The sequence below is a fragment of the Achromobacter sp. DMS1 genome (assembly GCF_001270295.1).
Window position 1 is genome coordinate 1 of the sequence record NZ_LHSJ01000090.1, and the last position, 14,106, is coordinate 14,106.

Consider the following 14,106-nt stretch of genomic DNA (forward strand, 5'->3'; position numbering starts at 1 on the left):
GTCGTGCCGCTGGCCAGCGGCCAGGCCTCGCGCATGATCGAGCAGGCCGAAGGCTACAAGGCCAAGGTGGTGGGCGACGCGCAGGGCAATACCTCGCGCTTCACCAGCATCCTCGCCGAATACCAGAAGGCGCCTCAGGTGATGCGCGAGCGCATGTACCTGGAAAGCATGCAGGAGATCTTCACGCGCGCCAGCAAGGTCATGGTCGACTCCAAGAGCAACAACAACATGCTGTACCTGCCCCTGGACAAGATCATGCACCAGGCCGCCCAGGACGCGTCCCGTCCGGGCGCCGCGGGCTCGTCCTCGTCCGGCGCCAGCGCAGCCGCCGATGCGCAGCGCGGCCGCGCGTCCCCATCTTCCGGCAGCAGCCCCAGCAACACGCTGCCCCGCGACCGCACGTCGCGCTAACCCGGAGGAGCCCTGAACATGCAACGCCTCATGCCCGTCCTGGTCGGCCTGCTCATCGTGCTGGCCGTCCTGTCTTCCTGCGTCTTCGTCGTGCGCGAACGCGACTACGCCCTCGTGTTCTCGCTGGGCGAAGTGCGCAAGGTCATCAACGAACCCGGCCTCTATTTCAAGGCCCCGCCGCCGTTCCAGAACGTCGTCACGCTGGACAAGCGCATCCTCACCATCGAAACCAACGATCCGGAGCGCATCCAGACTTCCGAAAAGAAGAACCTGCTGATCGACTCCTACGTGAAATGGCGCATCGCCGATCCGCGCCTGTACTACATCACCTTCGGCGGCAACGAGCGCGCGGCCGGCGAGCGCCTGCAGGCGCAGATCCGCGACGCCCTGAACGCCGCCGTCAACGTGCGCACGGTGCGCGACGTGGTGTCCACCGAGCGCGACAAGGTCATGGAGGAAATCCTCGCCAACGTCGCCAAGCGCGCCGAACCGCTGGGCGTGCAGATCGTGGACGTGCGTCTGCGCCGCATCGAGTTCGCGCCCGAGATCTCCGAGTCGGTGTACCGCCGCATGGAAGCCGAGCGCACCCGGGTGGCCAACGAGCTGCGATCCATCGGCGCGGCCGAAGGCGAGAAGATCCGCGCGGAGGCCGACCGCCAGCGCGAAGTCATCGTCGCCCAGGCCTACGCCAAGGCGCAGGGCATCATGGGCGAGGGCGACGCTACCGCCGCGTCCATCTACGCCCAGGCCTACGGCAAGGACCCGCAGTTCTACGCGTTCTACAAGAGCCTGGAGGCCTATCGCGCTTCCTTCTCGAAGCCGAGCGACGTGCTCGTGGTCGACCCGAGCTCCAGCTTCTTCAAGTTCATGAAGGATCCGCTGGGCCAGGCGCTCGCGCCCGTGACCATTCCGGCCAAGCCTTGAGATCCTGAGGCGTCGAAGCCGCCGGGCGCCTGCCGCCCGGCCGCCAAAGCCCCCGCCGGCCCGGCCCGCGGGGGCTTTTTCCGCCGCCCGCCGTCCGGCGGACCCGGGGCGAGGGCGGGCGCACGCCCGGCCGCGCGGCTGGCGCAAGCCGCCGAACCATGTACAATACCGCGTAAGCTAGAAAACTTTCCGCGAGCGCTGAGCGGGCTTACGCCCCCTCAGCCGCTTTTTCGTTTGGGCGACGCCCACGCATCTCTAGGCGTTATTCAGGTAAACATTCATGGGTAACTGGTTGCTGCCCGAAAGCCTTGCCGACGTGCTTCCGGCAGAGGCACGGCGCATCGAGGAACTGCGCCGCGAACTCCTCGATCTGTATCGCACTTACGGTTTCGAGCTGGTCGCGCCGCCCCTGGTCGAGTACATCGATTCGTTGCTGTCGGGCACCGGCAGCGACCTGGATCTGCGTACCTGCAAACTGGCTGATCAGCTTTCCGGCCGCACGCTGGGCGTGCGCGCCGACATGACGCCGCAGGTCACGCGCATCGACGCGCACCTGCTCAACCGCGCGGGCGTGACCCGTCTCTGTTATTGCGGCAACGTGCTGCACGCCCGGCCGGCCGATCTGCTGTCCAGCCGCGAGCTGCTGCAGATCGGCGCCGAAATCTACGGCCATGCCGGCTTCGAGGCCGACCTGGAAATCATCCAGCTCGTGCTCGAAACGGTGGAGATCGCCGGCGTGCGCAATCCGCGCCTGGACCTCTGTCATCCCGGCGTGCTCCGCGCCTTGCTGGAGTCCGATCCCGCGGCCGCCGCCGCCTCGGAAGAAATCATCCGCCTGCTGCGCGAAAAAGACGTGCCCGGCCTGGGCGAGCTGGCGGCGCGCCTGCCCGGCCTGCGCAAGGAAACCCACGACGCCCTGCGGCGCCTGCCGAATCTGTACGGCGGTCCCGAAGTGCTGCAGGACGCGCGCCGGCAATTGCCTCTGCTGCCCGGCGTGGCCGCCGCGCTCGACGCCTTGCTGCGCGTGGTGGACGCCATGCCCAGCGTGGCGTTCGGCGTCGATCTCGCCGACGTGGGGGGCTATAACTATCATTCGGGCGTGAAGTTCGCGCTGTACGCCGAAGGGTGGCACGATGCGCTCGTCAGCGGAGGCCGCTACGACGACGTCAGCCTGGCGTTCGGGCGGGCGCGCCCGGCCACGGGCTTCAGCCTGGATCTGCGCAAGCTGGCGGGCCGCCGCCGGCCGAACGGGCGCGCGCCGTGCGGGCGCCCTGGGGGCAGTCCCCGGCCCTGATCGAAGCGGTGCGACGCCTGCGCCGGTCGGGGGAAATCGTCGTTCAGGTATTGCCCGGCCACGAGCAGGATCAGGACGAATTCGTTTGCGATCGCGAGCTGGCGCTGCAGGATGGCGCATGGACCGTCAGAACGCTGTGACTAACTCCCTCTTGGAGACAAGGGGGCCGCGGGGAGATTTCCGGATTTCCCGAGAAACTCGATATTGATTCGTAACATGAGCAAGAACGTAGTCGTAATCGGCACCCAGTGGGGTGACGAGGGCAAAGGCAAGATCGTCGACTGGCTGGCGGAATCCGTCCAGGGCGTGGTCCGCTTCCAGGGCGGCCACAATGCCGGCCACACGCTGTGGATCAATGGCAAGAAGACGATTCTGCGCCTGATCCCGTCGGGCATCATGCACCCCGGCGTCACCTGCTACATCGGCAATGGCGTCGTGCTGTCTCCCGAAGCCCTGCTCAAGGAAATCGAAGAGCTGGAGGCCGCCGGCCTGGACGTGCGCTCGCGCTTGCAGATCTCCGAAATCTGCCCCCTGATCCTGCCGTACCACGTCGCCGTGGACAAGGCCCGCGAAGCGCGCAAGGGCGAGGCCAAGATCGGCACCACCGGCCGCGGCATCGGCCCGGCCTACGAAGACAAGGTCGCCCGCCGCGCCATCCGCGTGCAAGACCTCTTCAATCCCTCGCTGTTCGACGAAAAGCTCGCCGAGCTGCTGGACTACCACAACTTCGTGCTCACCAAGTATCTCGGCGCCGAAGCCGTGTCCGCCAGCGAGGTGCGCGACCAGGCCATGGCGCTGGCGCCGGCCATCGCCCCCATGGTCAAGGACGTCTCCAGCAATCTCTATGCGCTCCAGCAGGAGGGCAAGCGCCTGCTGTTCGAGGGCGCCCAGGGCGCGCTGCTCGACGTGGACCACGGCACCTATCCCTACGTCACCAGCAGCAACTGCGTGGCGGGCGCCGCCTCGGCGGGCGCCGGCGTGGGGCCGCAGTCGCTCGACTACGTGCTGGGCATCACCAAGGCCTACACTACGCGGGTGGGCTCGGGCCCGTTCCCGACCGAGCTGGTCGACGAAATCGGCACCCGCCTGGCCACCATCGGCAAGGAATTCGGTTCGGTCACGGGCCGCCCGCGCCGCTGCGGCTGGTTCGACGGCGCCGCCCTGAAGCGCTCGGTCCGCCTGAACGGCATTTCCGGCCTGTGCATCACCAAGCTGGACGTGCTCGACGGCCTCGAAACCATCCAGCTGGGCGTGGGCTACCGCGTCAACGGCGAATTCCGCGACGTGCTGCCCTATGGCGCCCATGCCGTGGCCCAGGCCGAGCCCGTGCTGGAAGAGCTGCCGGGCTGGAGCGAGTCCACCGTCGGCATCACCGAGTACGGCAAGCTGCCGCAGGCTGCCCGCCGCTACCTGGAGCGCGTGGCCGAAGTCTGCGGCGTGCCAATCGACCTGGTGTCCACCGGCCCCGACCGCAACGAAACCATCGTGCTGTGCCATCCCCTCAAGGGCTGACATCGGGTTATCATTCACAAGGCCGCCGCCGGTCATACCGGCGGCGGCCTTTTCGTATTCTCATGCAGGAGTTGCCAGCCTATGAGCTCGCCAACCAGTGACGACAGCCATCTGTGGGTTACCTGGGACGATTACAACCGCCTGATCGAGCGCCTCGCCTTGCAGGTGTATCAATCCGGCTGGAAATTCGATCAGATTCTTTGCCTGGCGCGCGGCGGCGTGCGCGTGGGCGATGTCATGTCCCGCATCTACGACGTGCCACTGGGCATCCTGGCCACCAGCAGCTATCGCGAAGCCGCGGGCACCAAGCAGGGCGACCTGGACATTGCCCAGTTCATCACCATTACGCGCGGCACGCTGTCGGGCCGGGTGTTGCTGGTGGACGACATGGTCGATACCGGCCTGACGTTCAGCAAGGTCTTCGACCATCTGAAGCGCCAGTTCGCCGACATTACCGAACTGCGCAGCGCCGTGCTCTGGTGGAAAGGGCATTCGCAGGTCACACCCGACTACTATGTCGAAAAGCTGCCCACCAACCCCTGGATCCACCAGCCGTTCGAAGACTACGACAGCCTGCGGCCGCACCAGCTCGAAGCCTGGGTCCGCAAGGGTTCCAAAAGCTGATTCCGCGTTTCGCGGCCCGGTCGTTCCGTTATGGCCTCTTCCTGGCCAAATCGGGGGTGATCGTGCTAGAATCGCTGGTTATCGCTAAACCGAACTTGGCTTGTTACTCAATTTTCGCTGCCGGTTGCGCGCATTGCGTGCGTTTTCGGCGGCCTGGGTAACGGAAAATAGCCAGCCGAGATTGGCGCTGGAAGGCTTCGGGCGGTTCGCGGCGACGCGGCGCGGGCAGGGCATGACCCTCGCGCCGCTTCCCGGGCGAAGCCGGAGGCCATGGCGTTGCTGGTTAAGCAGGCCAGGTTTGTCATTAACTTTTTGTTACCCATAAAAGCAGGCCAACTCATTTATGCCTATCGTTCGACTGAAGGAAAACGAACCGTTTGAAGCCGCCCTGCGTCGCTTCAAGCGCACCATCGAAAAAACCGGGTTGCTCACCGAACTGCGCTCGCGCGAGTTCTACGAGAAGCCCACGGCTGAGCGCAAGCGCAAGCACGCCGCCGCGGTGAAGCGCCACTACAAGCGGATTCGTAGCCAGCAACTGCCGCCCCGCCTGTATTGATTTCTGATTCCCGAATCTATTGATTCCAGAATCATTCATCCAGGATTTGCTCGCCCGGGTCGACGTCGTCGATGTCGTCGGGCGATATGTGCAGTTGCGAAAGGGTGGGGCCAACCTGCTTGGCCTGTGCCCCTTTCATAACGAAAAAAGCCCGTCGTTTACCGTCAGTCCGACCAAGCAGTTCTATCACTGCTTCGGTTGCGGCGCGCACGGTAGCGCCATCACCTTCCTGATGGAGCACACGGGCGCGAGTTTCCCCGAGGCCGTGCGCACGCTTGCGGCTTCGGTGGGAATGACGGTCCCTGAAGAAAACCGCAGCCCTCGCCAGCAGGCCGAGACGGCCCGCCGCAAGGCGGAGGAATCGCGTCACGTCCAGGTTCTGGAAGCGGCCCAGGCGCACTACCTCAAGCAGCTGCGCAATTCGCCCGCCGCCATTCGCTACCTCAAGCAGCGCGGCCTCACGGGCGAGATCGCGGCCCATTTCGGGCTGGGCTGGTCGGGCACCGACCGCCACGGCCTGTCGCAGGTTTTTTCCCACTACGAAGACCCCGTGCTGGTGGAAGCCGGCCTCGTCATCGAATCCGAAGACGGGCGCCGCTACGACCGCTTCCGCGAGCGCATCATGTTCCCCATCCGCAACGCGCGGGGCAGCCTGATCGGCTTCGGCGGGCGCATTATCGGCAAGGGCGAGCCCAAGTATCTCAACTCGCCCGAAACCCCGCTGTTTTCCAAGGGGCAGGAGCTCTACGGCCTGTGGGAAGCGCGCCAGGCCATCCGCAAGGAAGGCCAGGTCATCGTGGTGGAAGGCTACATGGACGTGGTGGGCCTGGCCCAGCAGGGCATCGCCAATGCCGTGGCCACGCTGGGCACCGCCACCACCCCGGATCACGTCAAGAAGCTGCTGCGCGCCAGCGACCGCGTCATCTTCAGCTTCGACGGCGACGCGGCGGGCCGGCGCGCCGCATGGCGGGCCTTGCAGGCCTGCCTGCCGGTGCTGCGCGACGACATTGCCATCCGCTTTCTGTTTCTGCCCGCGGAGCATGATCCCGACTCCTACGTGCGCGAACTGGGTGCGGATGCCTTCCGGGCCTGCCTGGGCGAGGCGGTGGCCCTGTCCCGCTTCCTGCTCGATGAACTGGCCTCGCGCCACAACATGGACGAAGCCGAAGGGCGGGCAAGCTGCCTGCACGAGGCCAAGCCGCTGCTGGCCAGCATTCCCGAATGCGCGCTGAGAGTGCAGATCGAGCGCGAAATGGCGCGGCTCGTGCAGCTCACCCCTGAAGAAATGGCCCAGATGCTGGCCCAGCAGACCGCGGCGGCGCGGCCGTTCGCGGCGCCCTCCAAGAGCGGTCCGGACGAGGCGGGCGCCGTGCCGGCCGACGGGCCTGCGCCGGAGCCGGGCTTCGACTACGCCAACTACGACTTCAGCGATATTCCTGCCGACGAGGGGGAGCCGGATTATCCGCACTTCCTCCAGGGCGAGGGGGCGCGCGCGCCGCAGGAACCGGGCCACTGGGTCGGCCAGCCGGCCTGGAAGGGCCGGGGCGACTGGAAAGGCAAGAGCGACTGGAAGGGCAAGGGCAGTTGGAAAGGCCGGCGCGACAACGAGCCGGGAGGCTACGAAGGGCGGCGCACCATGCCTTCGCTGGCCAAGCGCTTGCTGAGTCTGCTGCTGGCCCATCCGGAGCTGGTGGACACCATGGGAGACGAGCAGCTTGAAGTCATCGACCGCGGCCCCCATCTAGGTCTGGTAAAGGACCTGATCATGCTGGCCCAGGGCAGCGGCGCGCGGCACGTCGGCGCGCTTCTGGAGGCCGCCGAGCCGGATTCGGACCTGGCTGCCGTGCTCAAGGGGCTGAGGGCGGACATTCTCGCCCAGGAAGACCTGCCTGACCCGCAGACCGAATGGGACGACGCCCTGCGGCGCATCGAGTTCGATGCCGCCAAGGCGGAAATGGCGAAGCTGGCCGCCTCCGGCCTGGAATCGGAGGAGGCGCGCAAGCGCTATCTGGAATTGTCCAAGCGGATGATGGTGCTGAAAGGTGCCGGCATACGCTGATTGCGGTAAACTCAAAGGTTTTCCAGGGCTTCGGGCGAGGTTTCGGGCTTTTTGCGCATGGCGGCGGCCGGCAGGAAGCGCTCCCTGTTGCATCGGATGGCGGCGGAAAGCCGGGGAAGAAGTCGCTGGACGGAGATTTTTCCGGAATCTATTTTGTTTTCAGGCATCTAATTGTTTTGGGTCCATCAAAACGGAAGCCGGGAGACCAAAGAATCATCGGGCGCGGGCCTTGCGGCTGCCTGGCGTAGGAAGCCGGGCCGGTTCGCAGGGAAAATTGCGCCCTGTTTGTTACATAGTTAATTAAACTAGCTGAGCGGTGAGTTTGCAGTTCAGCGCAGGCATTCCGTCAGGCGTCAGCGGCCTGGGTGCTGTGTCCATCGTAGCTGCTCCAGGCAATGCGCCGAGCAAGCAAAGCCTATTTCATAGGCAGGCAGCCCCGCCCGACGCGCGGAATCCGCGGCTGGATGAAGTCATGTAAGGCAGGACGCGCAGAAAGGGTGCACCCCCCGACGGCGTCCGGCAGGGCCCGTCAGGGCCGGGGCCGCGACCAACGCGGCCGCATGATTTCCGCCGACTTCACCAGATTTACCCGTATGTTCCCGTCCATGGCCCATGGATGGCCTTATGCGGTGCAACATGCCCAATCGGGTTGCGACGACCACGGAAGCGACTATGACCAAATCCACTGGCAAAACCTCCTCTGCAATTGACGCGGCCGAAACCAAGGCAGCGGCGCCCAAGCGCGCCGCGAGCATGGCGGCGGAAAAAGCGTCCGCCAAGACGGCGGTGAAGGTCGCCAAGCCTGCCGCCAAGGCGGCCGTCAAGAAGACGGCCAAGGCGGCCGCGGCGGACAAGCCTGAAAAGGCTGCCAAGTCGCGCGCCAAGAAGGCCGAGGACAAGCTCGCCGATCTGGTCGGCGCCGCCCGTCCGGCGCCCAGCGGGCGCCGCCCCGGCCGCCCGGCCAAGAATGCCAACAACGATTCCGACACCTTCGACGATCCCATGGACGGCGAGGGCGAGGTCCTGCCCGACCTGAAGCCGCCCAAGCGCGGCGGCAAGCGCGGCAAGGCCGATCCCAAGGACCTGATCGCGCGCGGCCCCGTCTCCCCCGAGGAATACGAAGCGCGCCGCAACCGCCTGAAGCAGCTCATCAAGCTGGGCAAGGACCGCGGCTACCTGACCTACGGCGAGATCAACGACCATCTGCCCGACGACCTGGTCGACGCGGAAGCCATCGACGGCATCATCAGCACCTTCAGCGACATGGGCATCTCGGTCTATGACCAGGCCCCCGATGCCGAAACGCTGCTGATGAGCGAAAACGCGCCCGTGGCTTCCAACGACGACGACGTCGAAGACGAAGCCGAGGCCGCGCTCACCACCGTGGACTCCGACTTCGGCCGCACCACCGACCCGGTGCGCATGTACATGCGCGAAATGGGTTCGGTCGAGCTGCTCACGCGCGAAGGCGAAATCGAGATCGCCAAGCGCATCGAAGACGGCCTGAAGCACATGGTCATGGCCATCTCGGCTTGCCCCACCACCATCAACGAAATCCTGGCCTATATCGCCCGCGTGCGCGACGGCCAGGCCCAGATCGATGAAGTGGTCGACGGGCTGGTCGATCCGGAAGACGGCGAAGAGTACGCCGGCGCCGGCGTCTCGGCCGACGAAGACGAGGGCGACGATGGCCCGGCGGGCGGCATGTCGAGCAAGCAGCTCGAAGATCTGCGCGTGAAGGCGCTGGCCAAGTTCGACGAGGTGAGCAAGCAGTTCGACAAGATGCGCCAGGCCTACGAAAAGGACGGCTACAAGTCGGAAGTGTACGTGCGCGCCCAGGAAGCCATCCAGAACGAACTGATGGGCATCCGCTTCACCGCCAAGATGGTCGAGAAGCTCGCCGACACCCTGCGCAGCCAGGTCGAGGAAGTGCGCCAGCTCGAGCGCGCGGTCCTGCACACGTGTGTGGACAGGGCCGGCATGCCGCGCTCGCACTTCATCAAGGTCTTCCCCGGCAACGAAACCAACCTGCAGTGGGTCGTGGACGAAGTCGCCGCCGGCCATCCGTACGCCGAGACCCTCGAGCGCCAGATCCCGGCTGTCCAGGAACTCCAGCAGAAGCTGATCGACCTGCAGACCCGCGTGGTGCTGCCGCTCAAGGACCTCAAGGACGTCAACAAGCGCATGGCCACCGGCGAAGCCAAGGCCCGCAAGGCCAAGCGCGAAATGACCGAGGCCAACCTGCGCCTGGTGATCTCCATCGCCAAGAAATACACCAACCGCGGCCTGCAGTTCCTGGACCTCATCCAGGAAGGCAACATCGGCTTGATGAAGGCGGTGGACAAGTTCGAATACCGCCGCGGCTACAAGTTCTCCACGTATGCCACCTGGTGGATCCGCCAGGCCATCACGCGTTCCATCGCGGACCAGGCGCGCACCATCCGCATCCCGGTCCATATGATCGAAACGATCAACAAGATGAACCGCATCAGCCGCCAGATCCTGCAGGAAACGGGCGCCGAGCCCGATCCCGCCACCCTGGCGCAGAAGATGGACATGCCGGAGGACAAGATCCGCAAGATCCTGAAGATCGCCAAGGAACCGATCTCCATGGAAACGCCCATCGGCGACGACGACGACTCGCACCTGGGCGATTTCATCGAAGACACGTCCACCCTGGCGCCTTCCGACGCCGCGCTGCACGGTTCCATGCGCGACGTGGTGAAAGAAGTGCTAGACTCTCTCACCCCGCGTGAAGCCAAGGTTCTGCGCATGCGTTTCGGCATCGAAATGAGCACCGACCAGACCCTGGAAGAAGTGGGCAAGCAGTTCGACGTTACGCGCGAGCGCATCCGGCAAATAGAAGCCAAGGCGCTGCGCAAGTTGCGTCACCCCAGCCGGGCCGACAAGCTGAAGAGCTTCCTGGAAGGGCAGTAATCGTTTTCTGGGCCTCTAGCTCATGCTTGGTTAGAGCAGCGGACTCATAATCCGTTGGTGCCGAGTTCGACTCTCGGGGGGCCTACCAATTTCTCCTATGAGCAGCATAGGGGTTTGCGGTTAATCGACGTGTGTGACCTGTGCTACTGTGTCCGGAAATGTGTCCGGCGCGATAGGGTTGTCACCCTCTGTCGATTTAATTGAGTGGAGGCTGTCCAGTACAGCGGCGGCCTCCGCTCCTGTCGCTTCCGGCGACAAGTGCGCGTACTTCTGGGTCATCAAGACATTCGCGTGACCCAGGAGCTTCGACACCTTCAACAGTGAAACCCCAGCTTGAACCAGCCGCGCCGCGAAGGTGTCGCGGAAGGTATGGGGCGTCACTTTGTCGGCCTGCGGGTCGGCGTTCAGCCCACACTTTTCGATGTGATTCTGGATCGCGTCGGTCGCGTGACCACGGGGTTCGTCCTTGCCTGCCCATGTGCGGCCCTTGAGCGCGGGGAAGACAAAGGAGTAGTGTCATGCCGAGTCCATGCAGGAGATCGACGGGTTGTCGCGCTGGAATCAGCGTCTTCAGTTGCCGCCCAGCGCGGCTCCAGTCGCCCGCTGCCGCGTTGGCAGAGGCGCTGGACACGGTGTCGAGGACCCCGTAGCCGGGACCCAGCAGGTTCACCAGCCAGTTCGAGTTGTTGCTGTACTTGGAGCCCGCACCCTTGAGGGCAGGGAAGGCCGTGGTCAGCCGCCAGCAATGGCGGCTGTTTCGTTTCTAGCTCCGACATTGACGTAATCTTGACGTTCTCGGCGTGGTGGGCGAGGTGCGTCGGGGCAAGGTGGGCGTACCTCTGCACCATCTCGATCCGTTCCCAAGCAGCTTCGCGCAGGCGGACGACAGGCGGGAAATCCGGCGCCCGGCTAGGCGCTCAGGCGGCGCAGGCGGGCAACGCCGCGCTCGATGGCGCTGATTCCTGTTAGCGCCGGTGTAATACTGACCCACCCCGTCGGAGTAAATCTGACCCACCTGGGCAATGATGGTGGCTTTTTGGCCACCGACAATGTTGACTCAGGAGCAAGCAGTGGAGATCAAGGTAATGGCGCGTCGCGGCGTCAGCATTCGGGAGATGGCCAAGCAGCTAGGCTGCTCACGCAACACGGTCAGGCGATACCTGCGTGAGGCCGATGCCCAGCAGTACCGGCCCCGCGAGGCACGGGCCACCAAGCTGGATCCGTACAAGGACTATCTGCGCGGTCGCATCGAAGCGGCCCGACCGCACTGGATACCGGCAGCCGTACTGCTGCGAGAGATCCAGGAACTGGGCTATCCCGGTGGCGTGACGCAACTCAAGGAGTTTCTGGGTGCCCACAAGCATCAGGAACCTGAACCGGTCGTTCGTTTCGAGACGCCTCCCGGCAAGCAGATGCAGGCCGACTTCACTCACATCCGGCGTGGCCGCGATCCACTGATGGCCTTCGTGGCCACGCTGGGATACAGCCGTTCGAGCTGGGTACGGTTCACCACCGACGAGCGCGCCGACACCTGGTTCGGATGTCTGCGCCAGGCCTTCACCTACTTCGGCGGTGTGCCTCAGCACGTGCTGTTCGACAACGCGGGGGCCATCATCATTGAGCGTGATGCATACGGTCCCGGCCACCACCGGTGGCACAACGGGTTGCTGGCCGTCGCCGAGGAGTTCGGCTTCACCCCACGTGTGTGCCAGCCATATCGCGCCAAGACCAAGGGCAAGGTCGAACGCTTCAACGGATATCTGAAGGGCAGCTTTTGTGTGCCGTTGGCCGCGACCCTCAAGCAGGCCGGTCTGCGCTTTGACGTGACAGCGGCCAACGCGCACATCGGCCGCTGGCTGACGGAGGTGGCCGATCAGCGACTGCACGGCACCACCCGGGAGCGACCCGCCAAGCGGTTCCAAGAAGAGCGCCTGGCGTTGCTGCCTTTGCCTGCGCAGCACGGCATTCTGCTGCCTGCCAGATCCCACCGGCCTGTCCCGCGAGAGAGCTTCCAGCACCCGCTGTCGGTCTATAACGAACTGCTGGAGGTGCGGGCGTGAACATCCAACACAACCGGATCGAACAATTCTGCGACGTCCTGAAGCTGGAGCGTATCGGCAGCGAGTGGCCGGCCATCGCCCAGCAGTGTGCCCGCGAGGACGCCAGCCATGGTGACTTCCTGGAACGCCTTCTGGGCATCGAGAACGACGCCCGGATCGAACGCCAGCGGGCTGCCTTGATGAAGATTGCCACGCTGCCCTCGGTCAAGACCATCGAGGATTATGACTTCGCCTTTGCCAGCGGTGCGCCACGTGCCCAGATCCAGGAACTGGCCGCTCTGAGCTTTATCGAACGGGCCGAGAACATCGTATTCCTGGGGCCCAGCGGCGTGGGCAAGAGCCACCTGGCTCAGGCGCTGGCCTACCGTGCCGTCATGGCGGGCATCAAGACCCGCTTCCTGACTGCCGCCGACCTGATGATGCAGTTGGCCACCGCCCATAAACAGGATCGGCTGCAGCAGTACTTCAACCGTGCCATCATCGGGCCGCGCCTGTTGGTGATCGATGAGATCGGATATTTGCCGTTTGGACGCGAGGAGGCGAATCTGTTCTTCAACGTGGTGGCCCAGCGCTACGAGCGCACCAGCATCATCGTCACCAGCAATCTGCCCTTCAGTCAGTGGTCCTCATGCTTTGCTGAGGACCAAACGCTGACCGCCGCCTTGCTCGACCGCCTGCTGCATCACGCCCATATCGTGCAGATTGCCGGGGAAAGCTACCGACTCAAGGACAAGCGCAAAGCAGGGAATATCAAGATCAGGAGCTAGGTTTTTTGGACGCCGGGGTGGGTCAGTTTTACTCCGACGATTCCGACGAAAGTGGGTCAGTTTTCAACCGGCGTTGACACCTGGTTGCTGCCGTCCCCAACCCTTACCACCAAGATTGACCCGCTTGAGATTGCTCTGGGCCGTGGAAGCGGACCACTGGACGTCCAGGAGCTGAGGGACGAGGTCAAGGCTATTTGCCGCAGTTTGGTCGAGACCCTGCCTGATGCCGGGGAAGGGACGCGGGCTGATGAGCGATGGTATTGGGCGGCTCCCATTCTTCTCGATTCCCATAATGGGTTGTTGGACTGGTGTAAGAGCCATTCGGGATGGAGATCCGCTACGCCGGACCATGAATCAGGCACCCGTTTCAAAGATCACATCGACCTGCTGGTCAGCATGGCGGAGGGCAACATTCCTCTTGGTCCTCAGCCAGATGATCTGGTCGATGTGCTTTGCGATCTGGCTCTTGCCGGTCCAGGAGTGTGTGCCTTGCGAGCACTTCGCCGTATCGGTGTCGGGATCGATGCGGGCGATCCGAACCTTCTGTCGGCCGCAGCCAGAATCGCATCCGGCTTCCGATCTCTTTTCAATATGCCGGAGACGATTGCCATGCTGCGAGGCTCCGGCGAGGACACTTATTGGCGGTTAACGCTTCAGTACGGTATCGACGGCAATCTCCAATCGGTGCTCGACGAATATGTGCATGTCCTTCGAGAGTCTTTGGGTCTCCAAGAGCACTCACCGGAAGGACAGGTGGCTGGCATAGCCGAGTGCATCCAATCGGTGTTGTCACTGCGAACCGCGCAGATTCGAATCGACGAAATAAAGATGTCGGGCGACGGCTTTGCTCTCGATGATTTCAACACCCGCTGTCGTTTCGCGCTCCGGTTCGGGGATATTCGAGACGACAACAACCAGGCTCTCGTTCGCGCAGACTCGGTACGGGACGCCTTCAACTCACC

At 64.2% G+C, this 14,106-nt stretch carries 10 protein-coding genes, 1 tRNA gene and 3 pseudogenes; 12 read left to right on the top strand and 2 right to left on the bottom strand.

The window, feature by feature from the left end; all coding sequences use genetic code 11:
• The 7 genes and pseudogenes from AD428_RS12460 to dnaG form a co-directional block, all read left to right on the top strand.
• Positions 1–411: pseudogene (locus AD428_RS12460) on the top strand (FtsH protease activity modulator HflK); the annotation flags it as partial.
• Positions 412–429: 18 nt separating this feature from the next.
• Positions 430–1,335: a protease modulator HflC gene (hflC, locus tag AD428_RS12465; protein ID WP_053245371.1), complete on the top strand. Its 906-nt coding sequence runs from the start codon at positions 430–432 to the stop codon at positions 1,333–1,335.
• A gap of 280 nt (positions 1,336–1,615) precedes the next feature.
• Positions 1,616–2,769, top strand: a pseudogene (locus AD428_RS12470) (ATP phosphoribosyltransferase regulatory subunit).
• Between the two features lie 76 nt (positions 2,770–2,845).
• A complete protein-coding gene (locus tag AD428_RS12475; RefSeq protein ID WP_053245372.1) occupies positions 2,846–4,141 on the top strand; it encodes an adenylosuccinate synthase in 1,296 nt (431 codons plus the stop codon).
• An 81-nt stretch (positions 4,142–4,222) separates the two neighbouring features.
• Positions 4,223–4,765 carry a phosphoribosyltransferase gene (locus AD428_RS12480; protein ID WP_053245373.1) on the top strand — a complete coding sequence of 181 codons (543 nt, stop codon included), beginning with the start codon at positions 4,223–4,225 and terminating at the stop codon, positions 4,763–4,765.
• A 343-nt stretch (positions 4,766–5,108) separates the two neighbouring features.
• Positions 5,109–5,321 carry a 30S ribosomal protein S21 gene (gene rpsU / locus AD428_RS12485; RefSeq protein ID WP_006218592.1) on the top strand — a complete coding sequence of 71 codons (213 nt, stop codon included), beginning with the start codon at positions 5,109–5,111 and terminating at the stop codon, positions 5,319–5,321.
• Between the two features lie 19 nt (positions 5,322–5,340).
• On the top strand, positions 5,341–7,380 hold the full coding sequence (gene dnaG / locus AD428_RS12490) for a DNA primase (protein ID WP_053245374.1): 2,040 nt from the start codon (positions 5,341–5,343) through the stop codon (positions 7,378–7,380).
• 11 nt (positions 7,381–7,391) lie between these two features.
• Here dnaG and AD428_RS26785 read toward each other — a convergent pair whose 3' ends face one another.
• Positions 7,392–7,547, bottom strand: coding sequence for a hypothetical protein (locus AD428_RS26785; protein WP_160318579.1), 156 nt, complete (start codon positions 7,545–7,547; stop codon positions 7,392–7,394).
• Positions 7,548–8,052: 505 nt separating this feature from the next.
• Between AD428_RS26785 and rpoD the strand changes: the two genes are divergently transcribed.
• Together rpoD and AD428_RS12500 are read left to right on the top strand one after the other, a co-directional pair.
• A complete protein-coding gene (gene rpoD / locus AD428_RS12495) occupies positions 8,053–10,317 on the top strand; it encodes an RNA polymerase sigma factor RpoD (RefSeq protein WP_053245375.1) in 2,265 nt (754 codons plus the stop codon).
• A gap of 9 nt (positions 10,318–10,326) precedes the next feature.
• Positions 10,327–10,405 (top strand) — tRNA-Ile (locus AD428_RS12500).
• Between the two features lie 32 nt (positions 10,406–10,437).
• On the opposite strand, the gene AD428_RS12505 is transcribed toward AD428_RS12500, so the two are convergent.
• Complete coding sequence (locus tag AD428_RS12505) at positions 10,438–10,752, bottom strand: site-specific integrase (protein ID WP_082308382.1); 315 nt, start codon at positions 10,750–10,752, stop codon at positions 10,438–10,440.
• A gap of 614 nt (positions 10,753–11,366) precedes the next feature.
• Between AD428_RS12505 and istA the strand changes: the two genes are divergently transcribed.
• The 3 genes and pseudogenes from istA to AD428_RS24920 form a co-directional block, all read left to right on the top strand.
• The gene (istA, locus tag AD428_RS12510) at positions 11,367–12,377 is read left to right on the top strand and encodes an IS21 family transposase (protein WP_053245378.1); all 1,011 of its coding nucleotides are present in this window, start codon (positions 11,367–11,369) and stop codon (positions 12,375–12,377) included.
• Positions 12,374–13,144, top strand: coding sequence for an IS21-like element helper ATPase IstB (gene istB, locus AD428_RS12515; protein WP_053245377.1), 771 nt, complete (start codon positions 12,374–12,376; stop codon positions 13,142–13,144). The genes istA and istB overlap by 4 nt, the downstream gene beginning before the upstream one ends.
• Before the next feature lie 51 nt (positions 13,145–13,195).
• Positions 13,196–14,106, top strand: a pseudogene (locus AD428_RS24920) (helicase); the annotation flags it as partial.